This is a genomic window from Glycomyces niveus (genome assembly GCF_017592475.1).
GTDB classification, from domain to species: Bacteria; Actinomycetota; Actinomycetes; order Mycobacteriales; family Micromonosporaceae; genus Glycomyces; species Glycomyces niveus.
Genome location: NZ_JAGFNP010000016.1, coordinates 112,293 through 137,889 on the forward strand (window position 1 = coordinate 112,293; position 25,597 = coordinate 137,889).

General features: G+C 70.4%; 28 protein-coding genes. 13 read left to right on the plus strand and 15 right to left on the minus strand.

All coding sequences use genetic code 11. The features are described from left to right. Window positions 1-147: 147 nt before the first annotated feature. The 3 genes from J5V16_RS22670 to J5V16_RS22680 form a co-directional block, all read right to left on the minus strand. Window positions 148-1,974 (minus strand): hypothetical protein, encoded by a 1,827-nt coding sequence (locus J5V16_RS22670; RefSeq protein WP_208499370.1) that lies wholly within the window; start codon window positions 1,972-1,974, stop codon window positions 148-150. Window positions 1,975-1,979: 5 nt separating this feature from the next. Then, window positions 1,980-2,297: a hypothetical protein gene (locus J5V16_RS22675; protein ID WP_208499372.1), complete on the minus strand. Its 318-nt coding sequence runs from the start codon at window positions 2,295-2,297 to the stop codon at window positions 1,980-1,982. 297 nt (window positions 2,298-2,594) lie between these two features. Next, complete coding sequence (locus J5V16_RS22680) at window positions 2,595-3,317, minus strand: winged helix-turn-helix transcriptional regulator (protein WP_208499374.1); 723 nt, start codon at window positions 3,315-3,317, stop codon at window positions 2,595-2,597. Between the two features lie 448 nt (window positions 3,318-3,765). Here J5V16_RS22680 and J5V16_RS22685 point away from each other — a divergent pair, with 448 nt between their 5' ends. From J5V16_RS22685 to J5V16_RS22700, 4 genes are all read left to right on the plus strand, one after another. Next, window positions 3,766-4,839 carry a hypothetical protein gene (locus tag J5V16_RS22685; RefSeq protein WP_208499376.1) on the plus strand — a complete coding sequence of 358 codons (1,074 nt, stop codon included), beginning with the start codon at window positions 3,766-3,768 and terminating at the stop codon, window positions 4,837-4,839. A 67-nt stretch (window positions 4,840-4,906) separates the two neighbouring features. After that, entirely contained in the window at window positions 4,907-5,629 is a 723-nt protein-coding gene (locus J5V16_RS22690) for an LmeA family phospholipid-binding protein (RefSeq protein ID WP_208499377.1), read from the plus strand. A gap of 500 nt (window positions 5,630-6,129) precedes the next feature. Beyond that, window positions 6,130-6,981 (plus strand): sulfurtransferase, encoded by an 852-nt coding sequence (locus J5V16_RS22695; protein WP_208499378.1) that lies wholly within the window; start codon window positions 6,130-6,132, stop codon window positions 6,979-6,981. A gap of 29 nt (window positions 6,982-7,010) precedes the next feature. Continuing rightward, a complete protein-coding gene (locus tag J5V16_RS22700; RefSeq protein ID WP_208499379.1) occupies window positions 7,011-7,322 on the plus strand; it encodes a DUF1416 domain-containing protein in 312 nt (103 codons plus the stop codon). Window positions 7,323-7,696: 374 nt separating this feature from the next. Here the strand turns inward: J5V16_RS22700 and J5V16_RS22705 are convergent, their stop codons facing one another. Both J5V16_RS22705 and sigJ read right to left on the minus strand, forming a co-directional pair. Continuing rightward, a complete protein-coding gene (locus J5V16_RS22705; protein ID WP_408612514.1) occupies window positions 7,697-8,137 on the minus strand; it encodes a carboxymuconolactone decarboxylase family protein in 441 nt (146 codons plus the stop codon). A 69-nt stretch (window positions 8,138-8,206) separates the two neighbouring features. Then, complete coding sequence (gene sigJ, locus J5V16_RS22710; protein ID WP_208499384.1) at window positions 8,207-9,130, minus strand: RNA polymerase sigma factor SigJ; 924 nt, start codon at window positions 9,128-9,130, stop codon at window positions 8,207-8,209. 90 nt (window positions 9,131-9,220) lie between these two features. On the opposite strand from sigJ, the gene J5V16_RS22715 reads away from it, so the two are divergent. Beyond that, on the plus strand, window positions 9,221-9,868 hold the full coding sequence (locus J5V16_RS22715) for a hypothetical protein (RefSeq protein ID WP_208499386.1): 648 nt from the start codon (window positions 9,221-9,223) through the stop codon (window positions 9,866-9,868). Window positions 9,869-9,883: 15 nt separating this feature from the next. On the opposite strand, the gene J5V16_RS22720 is transcribed toward J5V16_RS22715, so the two are convergent. Continuing rightward, complete coding sequence (locus J5V16_RS22720) at window positions 9,884-10,969, minus strand: NADH-quinone oxidoreductase subunit D (protein ID WP_208499417.1); 1,086 nt, start codon at window positions 10,967-10,969, stop codon at window positions 9,884-9,886. A 207-nt stretch (window positions 10,970-11,176) separates the two neighbouring features. Between J5V16_RS22720 and J5V16_RS22725 the strand changes: the two genes are divergently transcribed. The 4 genes from J5V16_RS22725 to J5V16_RS22740 all read left to right on the plus strand — a co-directional run bounded on the left by J5V16_RS22725 (window position 11,177) and on the right by J5V16_RS22740 (window position 14,015). Further along, window positions 11,177-11,602 carry a DUF1707 SHOCT-like domain-containing protein gene (locus J5V16_RS22725; RefSeq protein WP_208499388.1) on the plus strand — a complete coding sequence of 142 codons (426 nt, stop codon included), beginning with the start codon at window positions 11,177-11,179 and terminating at the stop codon, window positions 11,600-11,602. A 28-nt stretch (window positions 11,603-11,630) separates the two neighbouring features. After that, window positions 11,631-12,167 carry an SUKH-4 family immunity protein gene (locus J5V16_RS25640; RefSeq protein ID WP_208499389.1) on the plus strand — a complete coding sequence of 179 codons (537 nt, stop codon included), beginning with the start codon at window positions 11,631-11,633 and terminating at the stop codon, window positions 12,165-12,167. Window positions 12,168-12,291: 124 nt separating this feature from the next. Beyond that, entirely contained in the window at window positions 12,292-13,008 is a 717-nt protein-coding gene (locus tag J5V16_RS22735; protein WP_208499390.1) for a TetR/AcrR family transcriptional regulator, read from the plus strand. A 29-nt stretch (window positions 13,009-13,037) separates the two neighbouring features. After that, entirely contained in the window at window positions 13,038-14,015 is a 978-nt protein-coding gene (locus J5V16_RS22740) for a VOC family protein (protein ID WP_208499392.1), read from the plus strand. A gap of 5 nt (window positions 14,016-14,020) precedes the next feature. Here the strand turns inward: J5V16_RS22740 and J5V16_RS22745 are convergent, their stop codons facing one another. The 7 genes from J5V16_RS22745 to J5V16_RS22775 form a co-directional block, all read right to left on the minus strand. Further along, on the minus strand, window positions 14,021-14,542 hold the full coding sequence (locus J5V16_RS22745) for an SUKH-4 family immunity protein (RefSeq protein WP_208499394.1): 522 nt from the start codon (window positions 14,540-14,542) through the stop codon (window positions 14,021-14,023). 48 nt (window positions 14,543-14,590) lie between these two features. Then, on the minus strand, window positions 14,591-15,118 hold the full coding sequence (locus J5V16_RS22750; RefSeq protein ID WP_208499396.1) for a hypothetical protein: 528 nt from the start codon (window positions 15,116-15,118) through the stop codon (window positions 14,591-14,593). A gap of 14 nt (window positions 15,119-15,132) precedes the next feature. Further along, the gene (locus tag J5V16_RS22755; protein WP_208499398.1) at window positions 15,133-15,675 is read right to left on the minus strand and encodes a hypothetical protein; all 543 of its coding nucleotides are present in this window, start codon (window positions 15,673-15,675) and stop codon (window positions 15,133-15,135) included. After that, the gene (locus J5V16_RS22760; protein WP_208499400.1) at window positions 15,668-16,162 is read right to left on the minus strand and encodes a WXG100-like domain-containing protein; all 495 of its coding nucleotides are present in this window, start codon (window positions 16,160-16,162) and stop codon (window positions 15,668-15,670) included. The genes J5V16_RS22755 and J5V16_RS22760 overlap by 8 nt, the downstream gene beginning before the upstream one ends. Before the next feature lie 79 nt (window positions 16,163-16,241). After that, window positions 16,242-16,565, minus strand: coding sequence for a hypothetical protein (locus tag J5V16_RS22765; protein ID WP_208499401.1), 324 nt, complete (start codon window positions 16,563-16,565; stop codon window positions 16,242-16,244). A gap of 2 nt (window positions 16,566-16,567) precedes the next feature. Then, on the minus strand, window positions 16,568-16,972 hold the full coding sequence (locus J5V16_RS22770) for a YbaB/EbfC family nucleoid-associated protein (protein WP_208499403.1): 405 nt from the start codon (window positions 16,970-16,972) through the stop codon (window positions 16,568-16,570). A 244-nt stretch (window positions 16,973-17,216) separates the two neighbouring features. Continuing rightward, window positions 17,217-18,185 carry a family 43 glycosylhydrolase gene (locus J5V16_RS22775; protein WP_208499405.1) on the minus strand — a complete coding sequence of 323 codons (969 nt, stop codon included), beginning with the start codon at window positions 18,183-18,185 and terminating at the stop codon, window positions 17,217-17,219. 414 nt (window positions 18,186-18,599) lie between these two features. Here J5V16_RS22775 and J5V16_RS22780 point away from each other — a divergent pair, with 414 nt between their 5' ends. Genes J5V16_RS22780 through J5V16_RS22790 form a run of 3 tightly spaced genes read left to right on the plus strand, consistent with a single transcriptional unit; the run spans window position 18,600 to window position 20,868 of the window. Next, entirely contained in the window at window positions 18,600-19,343 is a 744-nt protein-coding gene (locus J5V16_RS22780; RefSeq protein ID WP_208499407.1) for a LamB/YcsF family protein, read from the plus strand. Next, complete coding sequence (locus J5V16_RS22785; protein WP_208499408.1) at window positions 19,340-19,984, plus strand: 5-oxoprolinase subunit B family protein; 645 nt, start codon at window positions 19,340-19,342, stop codon at window positions 19,982-19,984. Before J5V16_RS22780 ends, J5V16_RS22785 begins: the two co-directional genes overlap by 4 nt. Next, on the plus strand, window positions 19,981-20,868 hold the full coding sequence (locus tag J5V16_RS22790) for a 5-oxoprolinase subunit C family protein (protein WP_208499410.1): 888 nt from the start codon (window positions 19,981-19,983) through the stop codon (window positions 20,866-20,868). Before J5V16_RS22785 ends, J5V16_RS22790 begins: the two co-directional genes overlap by 4 nt. 37 nt (window positions 20,869-20,905) lie before the next feature. Here the strand turns inward: J5V16_RS22790 and J5V16_RS22795 are convergent, their stop codons facing one another. Together J5V16_RS22795 and J5V16_RS22800 are read right to left on the minus strand one after the other, a co-directional pair. Continuing rightward, window positions 20,906-22,054 (minus strand): trans-sulfuration enzyme family protein, encoded by a 1,149-nt coding sequence (locus J5V16_RS22795; RefSeq protein WP_208499412.1) that lies wholly within the window; start codon window positions 22,052-22,054, stop codon window positions 20,906-20,908. Window positions 22,055-22,130: 76 nt separating this feature from the next. After that, window positions 22,131-24,188 carry a cytochrome c oxidase assembly protein gene (locus J5V16_RS22800; protein WP_208499414.1) on the minus strand — a complete coding sequence of 686 codons (2,058 nt, stop codon included), beginning with the start codon at window positions 24,186-24,188 and terminating at the stop codon, window positions 22,131-22,133. A 228-nt stretch (window positions 24,189-24,416) separates the two neighbouring features. Between J5V16_RS22800 and J5V16_RS22805 the strand changes: the two genes are divergently transcribed. Continuing rightward, complete coding sequence (locus J5V16_RS22805; protein ID WP_208499415.1) at window positions 24,417-25,574, plus strand: DUF5925 domain-containing protein; 1,158 nt, start codon at window positions 24,417-24,419, stop codon at window positions 25,572-25,574. The last annotated feature ends 23 nt before the right edge of the window (window positions 25,575-25,597 follow it).

Genomic DNA, 25,597 nt, shown 5'->3' on the forward strand with positions numbered 1-25,597 from the left:
CAGTGCGCCGAGCGTCGCACCCGGGTCCGACAGGAATCGGCCCGATCGCGGCTCAGCGCACCGAATCCCACTCGAAAGAGTGAAGCGGAAGCGGAAGCGGGCCGCGATCCTGAGGATCGCGGCCCCGCTTCCTGTTCGCTTGCGTCTCTAGGCGTAAGGGTCGTCGTCGATGGCGCGGATGCCCCAGATCTCCTCGTCCTCCTCGAGCCAGTCGCGGTGCTCGCCCTCGGGCTGCTGGTCGCCGCCCATGCCGCGGCCGCCGCCACCGCCCATGCCGCCCATCATGCCGCCCATGCCGCCGCGGCCGGACCCCATCGAGCCGCCGCCGCCGGCGCCGCCGGCGCCCTCCATCGTGGAGGAGGCCGGGCCGACCGGGAACGCGCCGCCGCTGCCGAGCGTCGACCCGCCGCTGGCGAGACCACCGCTCACACCGCCGGGCGGCTCCAGGCCGCCGCCGCCACCGCCGCCGCCGGCGCCCCCGGTGGGATCCGGCGGCTCGCCGCCCGGCTGGAACCCGCCCGAGCCCGCGTCCAGACCGGAGTACTCGTCGCCGAGCATGTCGGAGGCTTCCCGGAAGTTCGACGTGCTCGACGGCTTGGCCTCCGGAGTGAAGGACACCGCCGACTCCTCGGCGTTCTCCCACCGGTTGATGACGTCCTCGTTCGCGATCCGCGACCGCGACTCGTAGTCCTCCATGCCGTCGACCACGTCGTCGCTGATCGCGTTGTTCGCGTCGGCCTGCGCCCACGCCTCCGCCTGCTCCCGCGTGGGCGGCGGCTTCTCGTTCTTGTACTTGTCCATGTAGTACTGGGTCTGCGACTCGACGTAGTTCCTGGTCTCACGCAGGTAGTCGCTGTCGAACCCGCCGAGCTCCAGCAGCGAGCCGAGGAGCCCGCCCGCGTGCCCGCAGCCGTCCGTCACGTCGCACAGTCCACTGCGGAACGGCGGCCGGACGTGCACGAACGGGTCCGTGAACATCACCGCGTGGTCCGAGATCCAGTACAGCGGCGCCGGATAGGGGAGCTCGCCCGAGGAGCCGCCCTGGAGCCCGTAGAACTCGTCGGCCTTCTGCTCCAGGAGGCCCACGGCCCCCGAGGAGAGGTCGCCGATGTCGTCGCAGATCGACGCGCAGTTCGACATGACGACCTCGACCTGCTCGGCGAACGCGTCGAAGTCGGTGCCCTGCCAGTGCTCCGAGAGCGTCCGCAGACCCGCCTTCAGATTCGCGGCGATCCCGGTGGTCGGGTCGGTGTCGAAGCCGTCCTTGAACGCCTGCCAGTGGCCGCTGATCGCCCGGATCGCGTAGTTGTCCGGGTTGTCAGGGCGCACTTGGGAGACGAGCGACTGGATGGCGTCCTGGCCCGGCGCGGCCGTGCCGGTGGTGACGACGGTCAGGTTGTTGACCTGCCCGACCTCCGGAATCGCGGAGACCAGCTTGATCCACGCGTCCTCGGCCGGGTTCTCGCGGTTCTGGCAGGTCGAGTGCGGACAGGGCGCGCCGGAGAGGAACAGGGCTTCGGCGTCGCGGCGCTGGTACTCGATCTCCGCGGAGTTGTCGGGAGCGGCGCCGCCGTCCCACTCCTCGCGGGTGTACTGCTGCTTGCCCTGCTTGTCGTCCTCCTCTTCTTCGTCGTCCTTGTCGTCGTCCTCTTCCTCTTCTTCCTCCTGGTCGTCTTCGTCGTCCTCTTCGGAGTCGTCCTCGTCCGAGTCGTCGTCGGCGTCGTCCTCCTCCTCCGGGTCGTCGTCCTCGTCCTCCGCGTCCTCGTCTTCGGACACATCGGCATCGTCGCCCTCGTCCTCGTCGTCGGGCTCAGGGGCCGCGTCGGGGTCGGCCGGGACGTCGGCGGGCGCGTCTTCGCCGTCGGCTTCCGCCTCCGGTTCGACGGCGCGGTCAGGGTCGAGCTCGTCGTCGTAGTTCGGCTGGTCGCCGAGGTCCGGGTCCTGCGTCTGGTGCTGCTGCTGCGTGTCGGACATGGCGGTCAGTCCCTAGCGCGCGTGAGGTGGACGGCGGAGGCCTCGTCGTCGGCGACGGCGCGCTCGGCGACGCCGTCGAGGGTGGCGATGATGCCGGTCAGGTCCGCCCGCAGGTCCTGGAGGTTCGACCAGGTCTGGCGGTGGAACTCGCGATAGGCCTCACGAGCGGTCACGGCGCTGTCGAGGAGCCCGAACCCGGGTTCGACGCCCAGCTCGTTGCCGTTGCGCAACTGGTCGATGAGGGTTTCGAGGTAGTCCAAGCGGCCCTGGGCGATCTCGCGGAACACCGCGAGGGCTTCGGGGTCGACGGAGCGATCGGACACGGGGTCACACTCCAAGAGGGAAGGTTAGGTCCAAAGCGAACTCAATTCTAACCACCGTCCGCAATACCATGGGTACTCTGAGTTGCGGCTTTTGTCCCGATAGGACCTTTCTAGGACTCCATTTTGAATGGTAAGTTTTCCTTATTCGATCGCGTTTCCTCGACCCCGATTCGGATCAAAATTCACCGATCCACCAGGAAACGCATCCGCCACTCTGTCAACTTCGGACACAACGAAAGAAGCGGGCCCGCATCGCGGACCCGCTCAAGACTCGACTCGCTCCGAGTAACACCGGAATCAGGCGTCGACCCGTTCCGGGGCCGGCTCCGACTCGCGCAGGTTCTCCGGCGGCGGGGCCACGAACTTGTAGCCGACCTGCCGCACCGTGCCGATCATCGACTCGTACTCGCTGCCGAGCTTCGCGCGCAGGCGCCGCACGTGGACGTCGACCGTGCGGGTGCCGCCGAAGTAGTCGTAGCCCCACACCTCCCGCAGCAGCTGCTCGCGGGTGAAGACCCGGCCCGGGTGCTGGGCGAGGAACCGCAGCAGCTCGAACTCCTTGTACGTGAGGTCCAGCGGCGTGCCCTTGAGCTTCGCCGCGTACGTGTCCGGGTCGACCGTGAGGTCCCCGGCGCGGATCACGGCCGGACCCGCGGCCGTGGCCGCGTTCGGCTTGCCCGTGGCCAGGCGCAGCCGCGCCTCGACCTCGGCCGGCCCCGAAGAGGCGAGCAGGAAGTCGTCCACACCCCAGTCGGCCTGCAGCGCCGCCAGCCCCGCCTCGGTGACGATGGCGTACAGCGGCACCGTCAACCCGGTGGCCTGCAGGACGCGGCAGGTGGCGCGGGCGTCGGCGAGATCGGACCTCGCGTCGACCATCACGGCATCGGGGCTCGGGCCGCTCAGCAGCGCTCGCACGTCCCGGCCGGCGTAGCGCGCGCGGTGGGGCAGCAGTTCCAGCGAGGGCAGGATCGACTCAGGGGACTCCGGAACGGGGTTGGAAGTGAGGATAAGAATTTCCACAGCAGTCCTCCGCTGGTTGGTGAGCACACGCGACTAACGCTCTTCCCGGCTTCGGCGGCGGGCGGGCTTACATGCGGTAGGTGGAGTCCTGGACAAGTGTAAACGGTCACCACTCAAAAGACCAGCGTCACCTTCGTGAAACCTCACCATGCGGGACGCGCCTCCGGTAGGACTCCGACAAGCCGCGTTCACCGAACCGACACGAACCGGTCACTCACGCGCCCGGCGACGTTGGCCCGCAATCCCGTTCACTCCGCCGGCCCGGACCCGCAGCGGGCGGGGATCGACGCGACGACGCCACGCGTCCACATGCCGGGACGATCGGCCTGCAGCGACGATCCGGCACCCAGCGGACGCCGCGTCACCCGCCGGACCGGGCGACCGTCCGCAAGGGTGACTCATGGCGAAGGACGCGAGCCTGGATTTCCTGCTGCCGTAGGCTGTGGACGTGTCGTACAACCGACCCGACGAGACCTGGGGCTACGAGCCGCCCGGGGCGCAAGGCCCCGCCGACGGCTCCGCCTGGGGCGACGCCTACGCGGGCGCCGACGAGCGCGCCGAAGACCGCCCCGGACCCGACGCGCCCCCCAGCAGCACCGAGCGCCGCCGCGCCGCCGCGCGCTCGGGCCAGACCGGCGCGCACCCCCGCAACACCGGCTCCTACCGGACCACCGGCGCCGACGGCCGGGAGGACCACACCCTCCCGCCGCCCAGCCCCGCGCTCCTCCACCGCCTCCCCGCGGTCGCGGTCACCATCGTCATCAGCGCAGGGCTCGTCCTCGGCGCCCAGATGGAACGCCCCGTCTACGCCGCCGGGATCGCCGTCCTCCAGCTCGCCACCGTCGCCCTCGCGACCTGGGTGCGCAAGATCGACGGCGCCTGGGTGCCTCTCGCCGTCGCCTCCGCCCTGGCCATCGCCGCGGACGCGGCCGCCGTCGCCTGGCAGCCCGTCTCGCTCGTGCCGATCACGGTGCTCCTCGCGCTGTCCTTCGCGGCCGCCGTCGCCGCGCAGCTCTTCCGCGGCACCCACGTCGGCGTCACCGAGAACCTCGGGTTCACGATGATGCTCGGCGTCGCCGTCTGCGGCTACGCCTGCTACATCGCGCTCTCGCGGCTCGGCTCCGCACCGCCCGCCATGTACTCGGCCGTGGTCGCGGCCGGGACCGCGATCCTCGCCGCTCGCGCCGTCGACCTCGTCATGCCCGACCCGCGCATCAATCGGCAGGTGACGCGCGGCGCGTTCGGGATCGTCATCGGCACCATGTGCGGCACCGCGTCCGCCGCGTACGCCGGGCTCGTCATCGAAGGGCCCGAGCCCTCCCACGCCGCGATCGGCGGACTCCTCATCGCGCTCACCGCGGTCCTCGCCGACCTCGCGTGCGGGTACATGTCCGCGTCGCGGCGCATCGACGGCGCGGGCACCGCCCCGAATCCGGTGGTCAGCGCCGCCGGTCCGCTGCTCGCGTTCGCCTTCACCGGCCCCGTCGTCTACTTGTTGAGCGCCTATTACATGATCGACTGACGCATTCCGTCCGTCGCTCATCCCCCGGCGCACCCCGCCGGGCAGACCGCTCACAGGAGACCCCCTGGTGAAGATCCTCCGCCGCCTGCTCATCGCCCTCGTCATCGTCGTCGCGGTCGTCGCCCTCGGCGACCGGGTCGCGAACGCGCTGGTCGAACGCCGCATCGCGACCGAGGTGGCGAACACCGCCGCCGCGAACGGCGCGTACTCCGACCAGGAGCCCGACGTGAAGATCCACGGCTGGCCGTTCCTCACCCAGGCCTGGACCGGCGACTTCGAGCAGATCGACATCACCCTGCGGGACGTCGGCTCGAACGGGCTCACGTTCCCGTCGCTCGAACTCGAGGCGCACGACGTCGACGCCGACTGGCGCGAACTCACCGACGGCGGCGACGCCGTCGCCGACACCCTCGATGTCAAAGGCTCGGTCTCGGTCGACTCGATCGAGGCGATCATGGCCGAGCAGACCGGCTACGACCTGCAGATCAACGGGGACGGCACCGCTTCGCTGATCGGCTCGCAGGAGATCCTGGGGACCGAGGTCGAGATCGAGGCCAGCGGGCAGTTCGAGTTCGGCGAGAACGAGCTCACGTTCACGCCCGACGCGGTCGAAGCGCTCACCGAGGGCCTGCCGGCCCAGGTGCAGCCGCTCGTCCAGCAGGCCGCCTCGCAGTTCGAGTCCACCGTGGCGCTGCCCGAACTGCCATATGGGATCGAGCTGACCGAGATCGCGTTCGACGGCGACGTCGTCACAGTCTCCGGGACCGCCCAGGACGTCGTCCTCACCTGAACCACCTGCGGTTCCAGTGCCCGCCCGCGAACGCCGCGGGCGGGCGCCGGGCCGCGCCGCGTCGTAACGCTGGGTCTTCATCACAGTCCGCATCGCGAGAACGGGTATGGCTTCGGCCCGGGAAGTCTGCTAGCGTTCCAGCCATGCGCAAGCCGATGCTCACCAAGCGGCGCGCGATCGACTACTGCATGATCGCGACCACGCTCTGTCGAATGCCCTAGGCGACTCGCCCGGCCCCCCGAGGCCCGAAGGCGGTCGCCGCATTGCGGCCCAGCGTGCGCGAACTACAGAGCAAGGCTTGCGACTCACCGAATCCCCGTTCCGCTGTCGGACAGCGGCACCCCGTGTGACGTCGAATCGGCTTGAATCCGGACGATCCGTCCAGGACGAATCCTGCTCAGCTGCGAATCGCAGCGTTCCGCCCCGCTCGCTCCACGTACTGGGCTCGCTCTCGAAACTTCGAAACCCAAGTCTCATTTACGTTCAGGAGAGAACAAGCCATGGCTCGTGAAGACGTGCTGGTCACCGCCGATTGGGCGGAAGAGAACCTCGACACCCCGGGCGTCGTGTTCGTCGAAGTCGACGAAGACGCCTCGGCCTACGACTACGGCCACATCAAGGGCGCGGTGAAGATCGACTGGAAGGACGACCTCCAGGACCCGATCCGCCGCGACTTCGTCAACCAGGAGCAGTTCTCGCAGCTGCTGTCCGAGCGCGGCATCAGCAACGACGACACCGTCGTCCTCTACGGCGGCAACAACAACTGGTTCGCGGCCTACGCGTACTGGTACTTCAAGCTGTACGGCCACGAGGACGTCAAGCTCCTCGACGGCGGCCGCAAGAAGTGGGAGCTCGACGCCCGCGACGTGACCGCCGAGGTCGTCAAGCGCGAGCCCACCAACTACGTCGCCAAGCCCCTCAACTGGGACCTGCGCGCCAAGCGCGACGAGGTCGAGGCCGCGATCGGCGTCAAGAACCTCATCGACGTGCGCTCCCCCGACGAGTACGCCGGCCGCCTCCTGGCCCCGGCCCACCTCCCGCAGGAGCAGTCCCAGCGCGCCGGCCACATCCCGACCGCGCTCAGCGTGCCGTGGAGCAAGGCCGCCAACGAGGACGGGACCTTCAAGTCCGAGGCCGAGCTCCGCGAGCTCTACGTCGGCGAGGCCGGCCTGGACGAGACCAAGTCGACGATCGCGTACTGCCGCATCGGCGAGCGCTCCAGCCACACCTGGTTCGCGCTCCGCGAGCTCCTCGGCTACGAGGACGTGAAGAACTACGACGGCTCCTGGACCGAGTACGGCTCGCTGGTCGGCGTGCCGATCGCCCTCGGCGACGAGCCCGGCACCAAGTAACACCGGCGACGGTACTGAAAGGAACAACCATGTCTGACAGCTGCGCTGCACCCGACCAGGACGCGGCCCTGCCGGCGTCGGTCGACATCGAGAAGGAGACCGTGCTCACGGGCACCGTCGTGAACGGCGAGGGCGAACTCGTGCAGGGCGCCTACGTGCGCCTGCTCGACGGCTCCGGCGAGTTCACGGCCGAGGTCGTGACCGGTGAGGGCGGGCAGTTCCGCTTCTTCGCCGCCCCCGGGAAGTGGACGCTCCGCGCGCTCTCGCGCTACGGCGACGCCACCGGCGAGGTCGAGGCCGCCCGCGGTCTCAACGAGACCAAGCTCGCCGTGAGCCGCTAGCTCACTCCGAGACCGACCGGGGCGATTCAGCTCGTTACCCAGTCTGAAAGGCGGGGCCGCATCCGCGGCCCCGCCTTTTGCTTGCCGCCGAACGGGATCGGGATACCGGTAGGGCGGTCGATCGGCGCTTTGCGGTTGCCCCGCACGAGTCCGCCGCATCCGGCTCGGGCGGTTCAGTACTCGAATCGGGGCCCTCCCCCCGCCCCTCCCCCACCCACCCTTGTGTATGCCGCGACGCGGCATGGCCTTGAGTTGATCGATGCTTCGCGATCGGTCCGGCGCCGCGGAAGTACCCCCGCAGCGCGGCATGGCCCTGAAGTCAACGCTTCGCGGTCGGTCCGCCGCCGCGGAGGGCGGACCGACCGGTGGTGCCGCTAGTCGTTCTCGGTTCGGTAGCGGGCGGTCTTGGTGACCGGGTCGTAGAAGCCGGCCGGGGTGCGGAGGATGACGTTAATGCGGTTCCAGGCGTTGATCTGGGCGCACATCGCCACCAGGGCCGCGATCTGCTCGTCGTCGTAGTGCTTGCGCACCAGCTGCCAGGTCTCGTCGCTGACGCCGTGCGGGTTGTCCGCGATGCGGGCCGACTCCTCGGCCAGGGCGAGTGCGGCGCGCTCGGGTTCGGTGAAGGCCGGGGCCTCGCGCCAGACGGTGACCAGGTTGAGGCGCTCGGGGTCCTCGCCGGCGTGCACGGCGTCCTTGTAGTGCATGTCGACGCAGAATCCGCAGCCGTTGATCTGGCTGACCCGCAGTTTGAGCAGTTCCATGGTGGCGTGCGGGACCGGGCCGGTGTGGAACAGCTTCTCGTTGGCGAGCATGTGCTTGTAGTACTGCTTGGCGAACTCGGTCTCGGTGAAGGCGATTCGGGGTTCCATGGCGGTTCCTTTCTACTGTTCGGCCCGGGTGATGCGCAGGCCGGCGAACTTCTGGGGATTGCGGAGGTAGTCGATGGTGGTGATGCGGCCGTCTTCGATGCCGAGGGCGATGACGCCGTCGACGATCCCGCCGCCCACGGTGACCAGGGCGGGGCTGCCGTTGATGGTGATCGGGCGGTGGCTGCGGTCGGCGTACTTGCCGGAGACGCCGATGAGGAAGCGGGCGACCTTGTCCGCGCCGCGGATCGGGTTGCGGGCGGCCCTGACGAGCCCGCCGCCGTCTGAGGTGAGGACCGCGTCGGGGTCGAGGAGGCCGAGCAGGCCGTCGAGGTCGCCTGAGCGGGTGGCCTTCGAGAAGGCATCGACGACCGCGCGGTGCGCCTTCGGGTCGACGTCGAAGCGGGGCTGGCGCTGCTCGACGTGCTCGCGGGCGCGGCTGGCGAGTTTGCGGCAGGCCGCGGGCGTGCGGCCGAGCGCGGTGCCGACCTCGTCGAAGCTGAGGCCGAATACGTCATGGAGGACGAACGCGGCGCGCTCGGCCGGGCTCAGGGTCTCGAGGACGACGAGCATCGCCCACGACATGGAGTCGGCGAGGCTCACCGAGTCGGCCGGGTCCGGCGCGGTCTCGACCGGTTCGGGCAGCCACGGCCCGACGTAGGCCTCGCGGCGGGTGCGGGCGGCGCGGAGGACGTCGAGGGCCAGGCGGGAGGTGGTGGTGACGAGCCAGCCGGTGAGGTCCTCGATCTCGTCGATCTCGGTGCGCTGGAGCCGGATCCAGGCGTCCTGGACGACGTCTTCGGCTTCGGCGACCGAGCCGAGGAGCCCGTAGGCGACGCCGAAGAGGCGGGGCCGCAGCTCCTCGAAGTGCGCGAGCGCGCGGTTCGCGGGAGGCGCCTCGGCGGGTGCCTCGGTGTGGTGCGCTTCCGTTCGGTTCATGCGAGGAGGACGGGGCATGGTCCAAGAGTGTGACATCAGATCGCAGATTGTGACCGTCATCTCACTGAACTCGTAGGGCAGACTGGTGGCGTGTTCTCGAACCTCTCGGCGCAGTGGCGCCGCCGCCTGCGCGTCGCGGTCGTCGTGTGGGCGGTGCTGCTGGTCGCGCTCGCGTTCGCGGGGTCGCGCGCGACCGTGCGCGAGCAGGTCGACGCCGCCGAGGCCCGGGGGCTGCTCGACGCCGTGATCGGCGAGGCCGCGGCCGGCTTCACGGGCGCGGCCGTGCTCGCCGTCGGCCCGCTCACCTGGGAGGCGTGCGACGTGACCCCGGTCCGGGCGGGCCTGTCGCTCGAGCGGACGCTCCAGGTGTCGGGCGCGACGGTCGACGATGTCGAGGCGCTGGCCGACCGGTTCGCGATGCGGGTCTTGACGAGCGAGGCCGACGGCGCCTCGTGGTCCGGGGAGACCGCGGACTTCATCGACGTCCGCATCACCGCCCCGGCGGCCGACCCGCCCGGCGGCCGCTGGGCCGAACCCGTTGCGGTACAGGCGATCAGCGGCTGCAGGCCGCTCGAGGCGCCGGTCGGGTCCTTCACCCCCGACCCTCCCGCCGAGGCGACGGAGACCTGGACGTACGGTTCGATCGACTGCCCGGGCGGCGAGCGCCTCTCGAGCTGGACGGAACCGGTCGAGGCCCAACCCCTGCGCGTCCACGAGACCACCGGCGGCTGCGCCTGACGCTGCGGGCCCCGCTCACTTGTCGATGTCCCCCACCACGAAGAACATCGAGCCGAGGATCGCGATCATGTCCGGGATCAGGCACCCCGTCATCAAGGTCGCCAGCGCCTGCACGTTCGCGTAGGAAGCGGTGCGGAGTTTGAGCCGCCATGGGGTCTTCTCGCCGCGGCTCACCAGGTAGTAGCCGTTGGCGCCCAGCGGGTTCTCGGTCCACACGTAGGTCTCGCCGGCCGGAGGCTTGAAGATCTTCGGCTGCTTCACGTTCACGGGGCCGTCGATGAGCGAGGCCTGCTCCAGGCACTGCCGGGCGAGGCCGATCGAGACGGTGACCTGGTCGAGGAGGCAGATGAACCGGGCGTAGCAGTCGCCTTCGGTGCCGAGGACGACCGGGACGTCGAGTTGGTCGTAGGCGAGGTAGGGCTCGTCGCGGCGCAGGTCGAAGTCGAGGCCGCTGGCGCGGGCGACCGGTCCGGTGACGCCGTAGGCGGCGGCGGTGGCGGCGTCGAGGATGCCGACGCCTTTGGTGCGGGCGGCGAAGATCTCGTTGTGCCGCAGGAGTTTGTCGAGGCGGGCCATGCCGGTCTCGACGTCGTCGAGGGCGCGGTGGGCGCGGCCTTCCCAGCCTGAGGGGACGTCGGCTTTGAGGCCGCCGACGCAGTTGTACATGTAGTGGATGCGGCCGCCGCTGGCCTCCTCCATGACGGCTTGGAGGCGTTCGCGTTCGGTGAAGGCGTAGAACATGGGGGTGATCGCGCCGATTTCGAGCGGGTACGAGCCGAGGAACATGAGGTGGTTGAGGATGCGGTTCATTTCGGCGAGCGCCATGCGCAGCCAGACGGCGCGTTCGGGGACTTCGACGCCGGCGAGGCGTTCGGCAGCGAGGGCGACGCCGAGTTCGGAAGAGAACGCCGAGAGCCAGTCGTGCCGGTTGGCGAGGAGCATGATCTGGCGGAAGTCGCGCACTTCGTAGAGTTTCTCGGCGCCGCGGTGCATGTAGCCGATGATCGGCTCGCATTCGGTGACGCGTTCGCCGTCGACGCGCAGGCGCAGGCGCAGGACGCCGTGGGTGGACGGGTGCTGCGGGCCGATGTTGAGCACCATGTCGGCGGGTTCGGTGCCCGCTCCGACGCCGACGATCAGTTGCTGCCGCTCGCTCACGGTCCCATCGTCGCAGCTTCGGGGCCCTTGGGGAAGGGTCCGCCACGGCTGATCCGGCGGGAGGTTTCTCTGGCGTGTGTGGCGGCCTGCTGGCATTCTTGAGGGGCATCCGAGCATGGAGGTGTCGCGGAATATATGGACCGGGATCATATGCGCGCGTCAGAGTCTGACCGGCAGATCGTGATGGAGCGGCTGCGGCAGGCGGTCGAGGAGGGCCGTCTCGACGTGCCCGAGTACCAGGACCGTGTGGACGCCGCCATGCAGGCGAAGGTGTATTCCGAGCTCGACGTGCTGCTCGCGGACCTGCAGCAGCTGCCGCCCCCGGGGTTTGCGGAGGCGGCGGTGGAGCCGACGACGGTGATGCCCGCTTCGCTGTCGAAGGCGAACCAGCAGTTGCGCGACAGTGCGAACGAAGGATCGCGGAAGTGGAAGATCGCGGGCGTCGCGGTGGGGATCGCGGCGGTGCTGGCGTTGATCCTGTTCGCGATCGCCCCGGAGATCTTCCTGTACTTCGCGATCGGGGTGCTGGTCATCCTGGTCCTGTTCGTGGTCGCGGCCGTCGCCGGACTCTTCTGACCCCTCGAAGCCGAGCAAGGGAAACACTGTGCCCGACAAAGCCGCTTTTCTGCAGGCCTGGGAGCCCGACAACACGGTCCCGTACCCGCGGGCCGCGTGGATGGCCGAGTACGCCGCCCCCGCCGCTTCCTACCCCGAGGTCGACTTCCTGCCGATCGACATGTCGGTGGTGTACACGGCGTATCTCGAAGACGCCCGGTTCGACCTGTACTCCCGGATCGATCTCGACATGGGCCGGGACGGCAAGCTCGCGCTCGCCGTGGTCGGCGCGGTGCCGGCCGACAAGGACGAGATGCTGTTCTGCCTCGACACCGGCAGCGGCCGGATCCTCCTCCTCGGCGTCGGCGACGGCACGCTCGAGCTCGTGAACTCGACGTTCAAGGCGCTCACCGAGTTCCTGTACCACTTCGCGCGCTTCATCGACGCCGACACGGGCGGCGCGGGCCGGGCGCTGCGCGCGAAGGACTTGCGCGCCAAGCTGAAGTCGATCGACCCGGAGGCGCTGGCCGACCGGGAGTCGTGGTGGTCGATCGCTTTGATGCAGTTGGAGGGCACGAAGGGCTAGCTGCTGGGCGGCTTCCCGCGGTCCGGTTCGAAGTTCGTCAGGTGAGGTCTGGGCACCCGACTCCCCGAACTTGTGACTGATATGCCATTCTAGTCATGAGTTTGATCGACGAGCGGAGGCCGGCGTGGCTCGGACACAGCGTGCGGACCTGCATCAGCGGGCGGATGCGATCTTGGATGCAGCGGCCGAGCTACTGGCGAGCGTCGAGCCGCGTGAGCTGCGGATCGATGAAGTAGCGCGGCGTGCCGGGGTCGGGAAGGGCACGGTCTACCTGCATTGGGCGAGCCGTGAGCACCTGGTGCTGGCCGTGGCCGCTCGTGAGGCCGTTGCGATGCTCGGGACGATCATCGATGCCGTCCGCGCCGATCCGGCCGAGGCCGCCCTGCACCGCTACATGCGGCGGCACTTCCTGGAGGCTTCGCGGCGTCCGATCTTGAAGCGCGTCTTCATCACCCAGCCTGACGAGCTCAGCGCCTTGGCCGAGCATCCGGCGCGGTCGCAGTTGGCCGCGACGAAGCGTCTCGCCACTCGGCAGCATCTTGCGGCCCTGCGCACGCATCGGCTCCTGCGAACGGGAGTGGATCTGGGCGAAGTCGACTATGCGATGCAAGCCGTCGCGTACGGGTTCTTCGCTTCAGCGCCGTTCCTGGCTCCGGGCGATGGCTCCTTTTCGCTCGAGTACCAGGCGGACCGGCTCGCAGCGATCATCCAGCGCTCGTTCGAGCCTTCCAGGGAGCCCGCGATCAAGCGCTACGCGGCCGCGGCTCCGCAAGTCGTCGACGCGTTCGAGCTGCTGCGGGAGGCGTTCCGTCGCACCGCATACGGGTCCGCAGCCGACTGAATCGGTGCTGATCAGAAAGGTCCACCCTCATGACTGCCAACGACATCACCGGGATCCATCACGTCGGCCTCGTCGTCCGCGACCTCGGTGCCGCGATCGCGACGTTCCGGGGCTTGGGCTTCAACGTCGCTCCACCGGCGTATCCCGCGCTCCCGCCGGCGCCCGGGGCCGAGCCCGAGCCGATCGGCGCGGGGAACACGCATGCCGACTTCCCGCGCAGCTTCGTCGAGCTGCTCGCCGCCGCCCCCGAGGATCGGGAACGGCTTCCTGCCGGCGCTGTCCTGACCCCGTTGCAACTGCCCGACGATCAGTTGGAGGCCGCGCGGAACGCGATGCGGCACACCGTTGCGGGCCTCATCGGGCGACTCGACCGGTTCGAGGGCGCGCATATCCTCGTCTTCGCCAGCGCCGACGCCGAGCTCACCGCTGAGCGGCTCGACGCCTCCGGTCTCGCCCACACGGGGGCCCGGCCTGCGCAGCGGCCGATCGCCACCGCCGACGGCACCCGGCTCGAAGCGATCAAGTACCTCGAGATCCATGCGGAGGACGCGGCGGGGCCTGCCGCGATGCTTCCTGAAGGGCGCGTTGGCGTCGCGCAGGACGCTCCGGCCGCCGTCCTCGATGCGCAGATCGGTCTCGAGCATGCGAACGGCGCGGTCGCGCTTGCCGAGGTCGTCCTCTGCGTCGACGGCCTCGAGGCTGCGATCGACCGGTATGAGCGGTACCTCGGGGTTCGGGGTGAGAGCAGTGGCGATGCCGCTGTCTTCGACTTCGGGGGCAGTGCGCTCACCGTGACCGCTCCATCGGCGTTCGCGGACCGGTTCCCCGGGGAACGGGCGCCTGTGGCGCCCTCCCTCTGCGCTTATGCCGTCGAGGTCGTCGATCTCGCTGCGACCGAGCGGTTCTTGCGCGGCCGGGGCGTCGGGGTGCGGACGGCAGCCGGCGGGGAGCCGTTCGTTCCCGGCGCGGCCGCGCACGGCGCCGCGATCCTGTTCCGGCAGGCCTGATCCCGCTAGGAGGTGAGCTGGTCGAAGACCAGGGGCCACCAGGCGCCTTGGGCGAAGGCGTTGGGGTCCAGGCGGGTCAGGATCTCGCGGAGGGAGGTCGCGCGGGCGGCGCGGCCCTGTTTGCCTTCGTCGGCGTTGACGAACTGCTGGAAGTGGTAGAGGAACTCGATGAAGCAGCGGTAGTTGGAGTTGACGGCCTGGACGTCGCGGGGGTTGGTCTGGTCGAGCTGGACGATGTCGCCGGTGGCGGGGTCGAGGGCGTAGAGGAGGTTCTTGTCGTCCTCGACGGCGCCGACGACGATGAGGCGGAGGTCGACCGAGCCGTCTTCGGTGCCGAGGCTGATCTCGTCGTAGAGGCCGGGGCTGCCGGTGAGGTAGGCGGTGTAGACGACTTCGACGTCGAGGGGCACTTCGTCGCCCTCGGGGAGGGCGCCGGCGGGGAAGCCGTCGGCGAGCCAGTCCTCGCGGGGATACGGGATGAGTTCGTCTTCGGTCCACAGTGCTGCGTACTTCGCTGCCGCGGGCATACGGGTCTCCTCAGGTCAGGGGTGCGTTCGGGTTGCGGGACAGGGGGTTCAGGCGAAGCCGAGGGCTTCGATGAGGAGGCGCCACTCGTCCTCCTCCTCGTCCTCGGGGGTCTGGTAGCCGCCCGCGAGGTCGATGAGCTCCCGGTAGCGCGGGCCGAACAGGAACGCGTCGGCGAACGCGACCGGGTTCGGCGCGATGGGTTCGGTCGGGAGCGGCGCGCCCTGCTCGACCGCCTCGATGAGGGCGTCGGCGTCGAGCAGGTGCACCGCGCCGGTCGCGGTGTCGGCGCACAGCGCGAAGCTGTAGCAGACGTTGCCGAACTGGACGAGGCCCGGGACGGGGTCGTGCAGGTCCCCCGCCCCTTTCTTGTCGAGTTCGGCCAGGACGTCCTCGGCGGGGAGGACGTCGATGAGGCCCATGCGGGTGCTCAGGCCGTCGAAGTGCCGGTACAGGTCGGCGAGCGCGGGCGGCAGGCCCTCGGTCTCGACGGGTTCGCCGAGCTCGTGGGCCCAGCCGTTGCGTTCGAGCTCCCCCATGCGGGGGCGGACGAGCGCGACCTTCGCGGCGAGTTCCATCGCGGTTGGTCCTTTCAGTACCCGATGACTCTGATGATGACGGGTGTGCCGTCGGGGACGCCTCGGAGCTGCCCGGCTATCTGGGAGCCGATGGTGCGGTTCGTGTAGGCGTCCATCCAGCGGAGGTTATCAGCGTGGTCGCGGCCGCCCAGCTGCAATTCGTGCACGTGGTCGGGGTCGAGTCCGTCCCCGGCCCGGTTGGCGGAGGTGCGGCCGCTGAACTTCTGGGCGATGCGCCGCTGCTCGGCGCGGTTGCCGCGGTGGCGTCCGGCGAGTTTGCGGATGGTCGCACCGCGGTAGTTGCGGGTGATCTGCGGGTCGCGTTTCACCGGGGTCTTGCGCAGCTTGCCCTCGCGGCTGAGGCGCAGGAGCGAGTCGGCCTTCGTGCGGAAGTCCTTCTTGCTCATCTTGGAGTCGAACCGGATCGTCACGACCTTGGGTTTGACGCCGCGGCCCTTGCCGGCGCGGAAGAAGCGCGGATTGTCGATGATCGCGGAGATGATCTTGGCGCCCTTGGAGACCGTCTTGCGGGCGGCCCGCGTGCGTGTCCTAGCCATTGAGCACCGCCTCGATCGCCATGTTGAGGAGCTGGTCGATGATCATCGAGGTGATCTGCTTGAAGATGGGGATCTCCAGGAGCGAGGCGCCGAACGTTGCGACCGCGGTGGCGATGGCCTGCGCGATCTGGATGGCGAGGGTGATGAGCTGGACGATCATCTGCATTTTGAGGGCGAGCACTACGCCGGCGGCGATCATGAGGCCGATGCTGATGATGTTGGAGGGCTCGCCGATGTCGGCGATGTTGCGCACCGCGGACTCGCCGTCCTCCCATTCGGAGCGGAAGGCGTCGATGTCCTTGCTGATGTTGCCGTCCATGACGCCGCGGGCGGCGTCCTCGAGCTGTTCGACCGCGCCGTTGAGCTGGTCGGAGAGTTTCGTCCAGTTGTCGCCGAGGTCGAACAGTTTCGTCTCGTCCGATTCGGGCCAGTCGTAGCCGAGCATGGAGAGCAGGCTCGTGAGTTCAGAAGGCAGTTGCAAACCCACAGGGGTCTCCTTCGTAAGGGGAGGAACGCAAAGGGTGACGGGGAAGGGCGCGGCGGGGCCGCGGCTGCGGGCGGGGCGTCTAGAAGCCGAGCTCGGCGAGGAGTTCGCGGAAGATGCGGGCGGCCTCGCTGTCGGCGGCCTCGTGGGCGTCGGCCATCTCGCGGAGGTTGACGGCGTAGTCGAGGAGGTCTTCGATGTTCGATTCGATGCACTCCATGAGGGCCTCCATGCACACCTGGTGCGCGAGGTCGAGGAGTGAGCCGATCATGTCGCCGCCGAAGGAGTCGGCGAGTCCTTCGACGGCCGACTTGAACTCGTCGAAGACGCCTTGGACCATCTCGGTGGCGGCGTCGAGCGCGTCGGCGCCGCCGCGGATCGAGTCGAGGTCGAGTTCCACCACCATGGTCAGGCCCCTCCCTGGAGTTTCTTCATGACGGCGCTGATCTGCGTGGTCATGGCGCGCATCTGGGCGAGGCCCTGGTCCTGGAGTTGGGCGACGGCTTCGCCGATCGCCTCCAGGTCCGGTGCGGCCGTGTCGGTCGCGAGTGACTCGGCGCGGGCGTCGAGGGCCGCGTTGACGGCGTTGCGGAGTTCCTCCTCGAGGAATTCCGTGCCCTCTTTGAGGACGCGGACCTCGGTGAACTCGAAGCGCTCGACGCGGCCGTTCGCGCCCAGCGTGACTTTGATGCGCCCGTCGGCCGCTTCGGCGGTGACGGGCGGGACCTGGTGGTCCTGTTGCGTTTGCCTGACGACGTCCAGTTGCGAGCGGGCTTCCGCCAGCTGCTGGGCGATGGCGTCCTCACCGAACATGCCGCCTCCGATGGGCTCAATGGACTCAATACGTGTCTCAGCATAGTCCGGGCACGCCACTTTCGGGTCCCCTGCATTCGCTTGTCTACCAGGGATTTCGGCAGGTCAATTTACTGAGCGTCACGATGTCGATTCTGTCCATATTGGTGCGCATTCGGGCGTGCACTGTCGTCCCAGTAGCGCGCTCCAGACACACGAAGGCCGCGCCCGAACGGTTCGGGCGCGGCCTTTCGTTCGCGGTGCGTCAGGCGCCGCCGCCGCGGAGGGCCGGGGCCTTGGCGGGGTCGGGGCGGTAGGGGAAGGGCTCGTCGCGGTCGCAGCGCAGCCAGCCGTCGCGGACGTGGAGTCGCGCGACCTGGACGGTGGAGCGGCGGCCGCCGCCGGGGTGGGTGAAGTAGTAGAGGAAGCCCTCGTCGGGGCCTTGGGTCAGGGCCATGGCGTGGTGGCCGAGGGCCTCGTCGAAGGCGCGGCGGCCGGGGCCGGCGAGGAGGGGGACGGGCTGGCGGTGCCAGTGCTCGAGGTCGGTGGAGCGGTGGACGAGGAGGCCGGACCAGCCGTCGGTGACCATCCAGTAGACGCCGCCGAGCGGGAAGACGGTGGGGCCCTCCTGGGCCTGGTCGGTGACGGCGGGGCCGGACGGGGTCCAGGTGAACAGGTCCGGGGAGTCGGCGGTGTAGATGCGGCTCTCGCGGGACTCGTCCTTGAACCACATGCGCCACTTGCCGTCCGGGAGCCGGTGGACGGTGGCGTCGATGGCGCGCGCGGAGTCGAGGGCGAGGGTGGAGCGGTAGGTCCAGTCGGTGAGGTCCGGGGAGGTGTAGTGGCGGATCTCGGCGGGGCCGGTCCAGTCGTCGCGGGTGCCCTGGAGGTAGGTGACGTACATGTGCCACTGGCCGTCGTGGCGCAGGAGCTCGGGGGCCCACCAGGTGTCGCCGGGTTCGGCGCCGGGGAGGGCGAGGGTGTCGGTGTAGGTCCATTCGCGACCATCGGGGCTCGTGGCGCGTCCGATGGCGGTGCCGTGCACCCAGGCGACACCGGCGTCGGCGGCGGTGGCGCGGCGCTGGGTGTAGAGGAGGTGCCAGAGGCCGCTGTCGGCGTCGAAGACGGCGGTGGGGTCGGTGGGACCGTCGAAGACCGGGTCGGTGAAGAGCGGGGCGGGGGCGGGGTCGGCCTGGGGCGACGGGTTCAGCGGAGCGGTCGGGCCGGTCGTCATGGTTCCTCCAAGAAGTCGGCGGCCGGGAGGCGGCCCCGGTGGGGTGCTTGAAACCTAGCCAAAGAAAACGCTTGCCGCAAGTTGGCCGGGAAGGGCCGGTGCACTTTCACGGCCGACTGCGCGGCGGTGGTTGTTCCCCCGGCAGGCCTTGTCGTTCACCCCGGGGCCTCGGCCCGGGCGCTTTCGAAATCTTCCGGTGCAACCCGCCGTCCCAAACCCCCACCCACCACGAGAGGGGAAGATAACGCCCAGCGTCGCAGCCGGGTCCGACAAGAAACCGGGCGCGGCGGCGAGGTGTCACCCGAACGTGTCGAGAAGTGCTCGGCACCTCACCCGAACGGGTGGGTCGGGGGTGGGGTTTCTCCCCCCGTTCCCGAAGCGCCCGAATCACTCGCACTCCGGTACCGTTTACGTATGGACCTCAACGCGGACCTGGGGGAGGGTTTCGGTCGCTGGGAGCTCACGGACGACAGCGCGCTGCTGCGCATCGTCACGAGCGCGAATGTGGCGTGCGGCTTCCACGCCGGGGACCCGTCCACGCTGCGCCGCGTCACCGCCCTCGCCGCCGCCGGCGGCGTGCGGATCGGCGCCCAGGTCTCCTATCGGGACCTCGCCGGTTTCGGCCGGCGCGAGATCGACGTCCCCCCAGCGGAACTCGCCGCCGAGGTCGCCTACCAGATCGGCGCGCTCCGGGTCTTCGCCGAGGCCGCGGGCGCCGCGGTCGCGTACGTCAAACCCCATGGGGCGCTGTACCACCGGGCCGGGCGCGACCCCGTGCAGGCCGCGGCCGTGATCGAGGGCGCGCAGCTCGCGGGCGTCGACACCGTGCTCACCCAGCGCGGGAGCGCGCTCGACCTCCTCGCGACCGAGGCCGGGATGCGCGTCGCGGGTGAGGCTTTCGCCGATCGCGGGTACCTCCCTGACGGGCACCTGGTGCCGCGCGGGCTCCCGGGGGCGCTGCTCGGGCCCGGCGAGGCGGTCGCGCAGGCCGTGTCGCTGGCTGCCGACGGCGTCGTGACGGCTATCGACGGCACGAGGACCTCCGTTGCGGCCGAGTCGATCTGCGTGCACGGCGACGGTCCCGACGCGGTGGCGGTCGCCGCCGCCATCCGATCCGCATTGGACGAACGAGGCATCGACGTGGAGGCTTTCTCGTGAGCACCATTCCCACTGACCGGCTCAGGCCGCTTCCGGCCGGGCCGCGCGGCATCCTGATCGACTGCGGCACAACGGCGGTCGCGCGCGCCTGCTACCGCTCGCTCCAGTCCCGGCGCATGTCCGGCCTCCTGGAGGCCGCCGACCTGGTGCCGGGCGCGACGACCGTGCTCGTCGACGGCATCGACGAGCCCGAACTGCTCGCCGCCGAACTCCCCGGCTGGCCGCTCACCGACGAGCCCGACGCAGCGGGCGAAGCCGTCGAGATCCCCGTCTGCTACGACGGCCCCGACCTCGAGTCCGTGGCGGAGCAGTGGGGCGTGCGGCCCGAGGAGGTGGCCGACATCCACTCCGGCATCGAGTACGAGGCGGCGTTCTGCGGGTTCTCCCCCGGGTTCGCGTACCTCGAAGGCCTGCCCGAGCAGTACCAGGTACCGCGCCGGGAGAGTCCGCGCACGACGGTGCCGGCCGGATCGGTGGCGATCGCCGGCCCCTACACGGGCGTGTATCCGCGCACGAGTCCCGGCGGGTGGCAGCTCATCGCGACGATGACGAACCCGGGCCGGCTGTGGAACGAGCACCGCGAACCCGCGGCGCTCCTCGTGCCCGGCACCAAGGTGCGGTTCGCGGCGGTGCGGGTATGACCCACATCGAGATCCTGCGGGCGGGCGTGCTCACGACCTGCCAGGACGCCGGACGCCCCGGTTGGGGTCACCTCGCCGTGCCGCCTTCGGGCGCGGCCGACCGCCCGTCGTGGCGGCTCGCGAACCAGTTGGCGGGCAACCCGACCGGCGCTTGCGCGCTCGAGACGACCTTGAACGGCTGCACCGTCAAGGCCCACCGGAACGTCACCGTGGTCGTGGGCGGGGCGCCGTGCCCGGTCACCGTCGACGGGCGTCCGGAGGCGTGGGGCCAGCCGGTGAAGCTCAAGGCCGGGTCGGTGCTCGACGCCGGGCCGGCGGAGGTCGGCGTGCGCTCGTATCTGGCGTTCTCCGGTGGGCTGCACCCGAAGTCGAGCCTCGGCTCGCACTCGACCTGCCTGCTCTCCGGGCTCGGCCCCGCGCCCCTCAAGGACGGCGACACGATCCCGCTCGGCCCCAGCCCCGCGCACCCGCCGCTGCCGACGCAGTGGCCCGCGCCGTGGGCGGGGGTGAGCGAGGAGATCGTCATGAAGCTCCACCTGGGGCCGCGCCTGGAGTGGTTCCGGCCCGAAGCGGTGGCCGAGCTCGCGCGCGGCGTATGGACGGTCTCGGAGCACTCCAACCGGATCGGCCTGCGGCTCGACGGACCCGCGTTGCGCCGCATGGACTCCGGCGAGCTCCCGAGCGAGGGCATCGTCGCGGGCGCCCTCCAGGTGCCGCCGAACGGGCAGCCGATCCTCTTCGGGGCCGACCACCCGACCACGGGCGGCTACCCCGTGATCGGCGTCGTCGGCGCCGAAGCCCAGGCCGCCGCCGCGCAGGCCCGCCCCGGCACGAAGATCCGGTTCGCCCCGATCCCCCTGCCCCACTGGAGCAAACGGGCCTGACCGCTGGGCGCCCGGCCGCGGACCGGGCGCCTGTCGCTCAGTCGCTCAGCGCCTGCTCGAAGTCGACGAGGAGGTCGTCGGCGGCCTCGATGCCGGTGGAGAAGCGGATGAGGTCGTCGGTGATGCCCGCCGCCGCGCGCTCCTCGGCGGAGATCTTGGCGTGGCTGCTGATCGCCGGGCGCGTCACCAGCGACTCGACCCCGCCGAGGCTCGCTGCCGCGTACGGGATCTCGAGCGACTTCAGCAGCCGCTCCGCCGCGTCAAGTCCCCCGACGGGACGAAACGCGAGCATCGACCCGAAGCCGTTGAACAGCTCCACCGCGCGGGCGTGGTCCGGGTGCGCCTCCAGGCCCGGGTAGTGGACCTCCGCGATCGCATCGTGCCCCTCCAGGAACCGCGCCAGAGCGAGCGCGTTCTCGCCCTGGGCCCGGACCCTGATCGCGAGGGTCTTGAGGCCCCGGGCGAGCAGGAACGCGGTGTGCGGGTCGAGGCTGCCGCCGTAGAGGGTCAGGTAGTGGCGGACCCGCTCGATGCGTTCGGCCGTGCCGGTGACGACGCCCGCGGTGAGGTCGGAGTGGCCGTTGAGGCCCTTCGTCGCCGAGTGGCAGACCAGGTCGTACCCGAGTTCGTGCGGCCGGAACAGGACCGGGGTCGGGAAGGTGTTGTCGATGATCGAGGTGAGCCCGTGCTCGCGGGCGAACGCGGCGATGCCGGCGAGGTCGCCGACCCTGATGAGCGGGTTGGTGATCGACTCGACGTAGATCGCCTTGGTCCGCGGCGTGAGCGCGGCCGCCCAGGCCGCCGGGTCGTAGGCGTCCGTGAAGTCGACGCCCCAGCCGATGCGGCGGGACTCCTCGGTGAGGAGGGCGTGGGTGCCGCCGTAGATGTTCCCGGCGACGACGATGCGGTCGCCGGAGGCGAGCACGCTGTTCAGCGCGGTCGAGATCGCGGCCATGCCGGAGGCGGTGGCGACGGCGGCCTCGGCGCCTTCGAGGGCGGCGAGCTTGTCGTGGAGGTAGGTCTGGGTGGGTGTGTTCGAGTAGCGGAGGTAGTCGACGCCGCCGTCGGGGGCGATCTCGTAGACCGTTCCCTGGTAGATGGGGAAGACGACGGAGCGGTCGCGCGCGGGCCGGGGTTCGGCGGCGTGGACTGCGAGTGTTTCGATGCTGACGTTCTTGGCGGTCATGGGGAAACGGTACGTGGCGGCCGGCAGGTGCCGCATCTGTCGAACGACCGGTTCAGGGGGTGAAGAACGTCAGGGGTCAGCGGCGCTCCTGGTCGAGGCCGGCGAGGTAGGCGTTGTAGACCTCGTGCGGGTCGTCCTCGGGGCGGCCGCTGGCGGCGGCGCGTTCGGCGATGCGGTCGAGGCGGCGGCCTTCGCGCTCTTCGGAGCGGGTCCATTGGGCGATGAGGACGACGATGATGATGAGGCTGGGGATCTCGCCGAAGGCCCACGCGATGCCGCCGCCCGCGCGCTGGTCGGCGAGGAGGTCGCCCGCCCAGGGGAGGGCGATCTGGGTGTACCAGTCGGCCGCGATGAGGCTGGTGCCCATCATGAGCGTGAGGCCGAAGATCGCGTGGAAGACGATCGACACGAAGTAGAGCAAGACCTTCGCCGGATAGGTGAGCGGGCGCGGCTTCGGGTCGGGGCCGACGACGACCCAGAAGAAGAGGCTGCCCGCGGCGAGGAAGTGCAGGGTCATGAACAAATGCCCGAAGTGCGAGCGCATCGCCCACTCGAACATGCCCGTGAAATACATGAGGTACAGGCTGGTCAGGTAGATGAAAAGCGCGACGAGGGGGCGCGAGACGAGTCGCGACCAGCGGCTGTGGATCGCGGCGAGCAGCCACTCGCGGGGGCCGCCGGCGCGGTCGGGTTTGAGCGCCCGCAGCGCGAGGGTCACGGGTGCGGCCAGGACGAGGAGGATCGGCGCGAGCATGTTGAGGGCCATGTGCTGCACCATGTGGGCGCTGAACAGGACCATCCCGTACTTGCTGAGCCCGGACGAGGTGGTGATGACGACGACGGCCCAGCCGGCGATCCACAGGGCGGTGCGGTACCAGGGCCACGCGTCGCCGCGGCGGCGCAGGCGCACGACGCCGGCGACGTACGCGCCGACGAGGGCGAGTGCGGCGGTGCAGAACAGCACTGAGGGGTACCAGTCGAAGGCGACGGCGGCGGCGTCGATCGGCCCGGGGGTGGGGAAGCCGAGGAGGGCAGTGTTCGGGTCGGGCAGTTCCGCGGAGGGCGGGGGAGTGACCGACAGGGACGAGGCGAGGCCGAATGCGATCGCCATGAGCCCCAGTTCGACCGCGGCGAGCCTGGTGAACGCGGACCGGTCGCCTCGGGCGACGCGCGGGAGGGTGGCGCGGCGGTGGGCCCAGCCGAAGAGGCCGCCGATGGCGAGGACGGCGAGTTTGGCGAGGGCGATGCGCCCGTAGGAGGACGTCCACAGGTCGGCGACGTCGACGTTGGCGCAGAAGACGATCAGGCCGGAGAAGCCGATCGCGGCGTACGCGAACACGGCCGCGTCGGAGTAGCGGCGGGCCGCGACGGCCGGGTCGCGGCGGGCGATGAACAGCGCGAACAGGCCGCCCGCCCAGAACGCGGCGGCGATGACGTGGATGAGGAGGCCGTCGACGGCGATCTGGTGGTTCCCGTTCGACGCCGAGTGGCCGGTGAACACGGGCGGGAGGGCCGCGGCGACGGCGAGCGCGGCCGCGCACACCGCGCCGGGGACGGTGAACGCGCGGGCCGCGACCACGGCGGCGGCGGCGGCGAGGAGCGCGGTCAGGCCGAGCGCCTGCCCATGCTCGTACTGGCCGACGTAGGACCACAGGCCCATGGCGGTGACGCCGCCGAGCGGGCGGGCGAACGAGTTCGCGAAGTCGACCGGGAGGCTGACCAGGGCCACGGCCGCCCAGATGCCGGAGGCGGCGGCGCCGACGCGCAGCCACCGCCAGGACTGGCCGGTGAGCCGGGCGCGGTCGCCCTGGCGTCCGGGCAGGAAGCACGCGGCCGCGATGGTGCAGCCGACCGCGGCGAGCATCGCGAGGTCGTACCCGTACTTGAGGAGCCCGGCGGCCCACGTGACCGTCGGGTCGGCCGTGGACAGGCCCGGCAGTTCCGAGACGTCAACGGCCCCACCGAGGTCGAGGGCGATGACGGCGACGGCGAACCCTGCGAGGACGGCCGCCGCGACGGCGAGCGCGCGCAGTCCGCGACGGGGCGCCCGCGCCCGCTGCCCGCCTCGGGACCCCGCGCCGCCGCCAGGTATGGTAGCGGCGGTGTTTTGGCTGGTCTCGGTCGATGCGGTCACGTAACCCAGCATGGCTGATTGTTCCAGCTCACGCCCCACCGGGTGGGGTCCAGTTATCTCCGGCAACTCCACGGCGGGCCCCGCGGGCGCATCAGAGCCGTGTCGGGGTTGTAAGGCAGGGTTGAAGCACACGGTCATAAGGCACGCTCGCGGAGCGCGGTTCGCGGAGCCGTGCGACGGCAGTCACGGCGACGGAGGCGTCGCCGTAGTTTTCTATGGTGGATCGCGATGGGAATCATCGAAAGACGCGGTGAGATCATGAACCTGCTTCACGGCAGCGGTGGTGTGCTCGGCAACATGCACTTCACCCTCGACGGCTCGGACGACCCGTCCAACGTGCTGAACCTGATGGCCCTGGACGCGTACGTCTCCGGCGCGCAGCCCCACGCGGTGGTGCGGGCGCTCGACATGGTCGCCGACGACGTCGACCTCATCCCCGAGGGCGGTTCACTCGTCCGGTCGATTTCCGGGGCCTCTTTCCTCCAACTGGTGACCGGCGACGGCTGGACCCTGCGCACCCAGCGGTGGCGCGACGGGTCGGGCCAGGCGGTCGTGACCGCCGTGACGCGCGAGCGCGCCGAGGAGATCGCGGCGTACCTGACCGACCGCACCGGCTCGGTCGAGGAGGTCGGCGAGGACAAGGTCGACATGGGCTTCTGGTACCGGTCGGCGCGCGGCCCGTTCCGGTCGACCCGGTCGATCAGCGCTCCCCGCTGGCCCGAGATCGAGCGGAACTACTCCTCGAGCGCGGGCGCCGCGCTGGGCAAGCTCATGTCCACGCAGGCCTCGGACGTGACGGGCCGACTGGTCCTGTTCCACGGCCCGCCCGGGACGGGCAAGACGACGGCGCTGCGGGCGCTCGCGCGCGAATGGGCGCCGTGGTGCCAGGTCGACACGGTGCTCGACCCGGAGGCGTTCTTCGCGGACCCCTCCTATCTCATGGAGGTCATCATCGGGTCGGAGATGGACCTGGTGCTGGACGCGGACCTGAACCCGGACGAGCCGCGGCGCGGGCACTGGCGGCTGATGGTCCTCGAGGACTGCGACGAGCTCATCCGCGGCGAGGCGAAGGAGGCGTCGGGCCAGTCGCTGGCGCGGCTGCTCAACCTGACGGACGGCCTGCTCGGGCAGGGCCGCGAGATCATGGTCGCGATCACCACGAACGAACGGCTCGACCGGCTGCACCCGGCGGTGGTGCGTCCCGGGCGGTGCCTGGCGCAGATCGAGGTCGGGGCGCTCTCCGCGCCCGAGTCGAGCGACTGGCTCGGCGGCGAGCCGGTGCGCGACGCGATGACCCTCGCGGAGCTGTACGCGCGGCGCGGCGGCACGGACCCGACTACGACCGAGACGACCATCCCGCAGCAGCAGATCGGGCAGTACCTGTAAGCGGTGGAACGCGGCCGGGGCGC

Excerpts from the sequence above, each read along its gene's own strand:
- J5V16_RS22780 (WP_208499407.1), top strand. The coding sequence starts at position 18,600 with ATGGACCTCAACGCGGACCTGGGGGAGGGTTTCGGTCGCTGGGAGCTC.
- J5V16_RS22670 (WP_208499370.1), bottom strand. The coding sequence starts at position 1,974 with ATGTCCGACACGCAGCAGCAGCACCAGACGCAGGACCCGGACCTCGGC.
- sigJ (WP_208499384.1), bottom strand. The coding sequence starts at position 9,130 with ATGAACCGAACGGAAGCGCACCACACCGAGGCACCCGCCGAGGCGCCT.
- J5V16_RS22755 (WP_208499398.1), bottom strand. The coding sequence starts at position 15,675 with ATGGCTAGGACACGCACGCGGGCCGCCCGCAAGACGGTCTCCAAGGGC.
- J5V16_RS22740 (WP_208499392.1), top strand. The coding sequence starts at position 13,038 with ATGACTGCCAACGACATCACCGGGATCCATCACGTCGGCCTCGTCGTC.
- J5V16_RS22765 (WP_208499401.1), bottom strand. The coding sequence starts at position 16,565 with ATGGTGGTGGAACTCGACCTCGACTCGATCCGCGGCGGCGCCGACGCG.
- J5V16_RS22745 (WP_208499394.1), bottom strand. The coding sequence starts at position 14,542 with ATGCCCGCGGCAGCGAAGTACGCAGCACTGTGGACCGAAGACGAACTC.
- J5V16_RS22805 (WP_208499415.1), top strand. The coding sequence starts at position 24,417 with ATGGGAATCATCGAAAGACGCGGTGAGATCATGAACCTGCTTCACGGC.
- J5V16_RS22700 (WP_208499379.1), top strand. The coding sequence starts at position 7,011 with ATGTCTGACAGCTGCGCTGCACCCGACCAGGACGCGGCCCTGCCGGCG.
- J5V16_RS22725 (WP_208499388.1), top strand. The coding sequence starts at position 11,177 with ATGCGCGCGTCAGAGTCTGACCGGCAGATCGTGATGGAGCGGCTGCGG.
- J5V16_RS22790 (WP_208499410.1), top strand. The coding sequence starts at position 19,981 with ATGACCCACATCGAGATCCTGCGGGCGGGCGTGCTCACGACCTGCCAG.
- J5V16_RS22750 (WP_208499396.1), bottom strand. The coding sequence starts at position 15,118 with ATGGAACTCGCCGCGAAGGTCGCGCTCGTCCGCCCCCGCATGGGGGAG.
- J5V16_RS22695 (WP_208499378.1), top strand. The coding sequence starts at position 6,130 with ATGGCTCGTGAAGACGTGCTGGTCACCGCCGATTGGGCGGAAGAGAAC.
- J5V16_RS22720 (WP_208499417.1), bottom strand. The coding sequence starts at position 10,969 with ATGGTGCTCAACATCGGCCCGCAGCACCCGTCCACCCACGGCGTCCTG.
- J5V16_RS22775 (WP_208499405.1), bottom strand. The coding sequence starts at position 18,185 with ATGACGACCGGCCCGACCGCTCCGCTGAACCCGTCGCCCCAGGCCGAC.
- J5V16_RS22770 (WP_208499403.1), bottom strand. The coding sequence starts at position 16,972 with ATGTTCGGTGAGGACGCCATCGCCCAGCAGCTGGCGGAAGCCCGCTCG.
- J5V16_RS22795 (WP_208499412.1), bottom strand. The coding sequence starts at position 22,054 with ATGACCGCCAAGAACGTCAGCATCGAAACACTCGCAGTCCACGCCGCC.
- J5V16_RS22705 (WP_408612514.1), bottom strand. The coding sequence starts at position 8,137 with ATGCTCGCCAACGAGAAGCTGTTCCACACCGGCCCGGTCCCGCACGCC.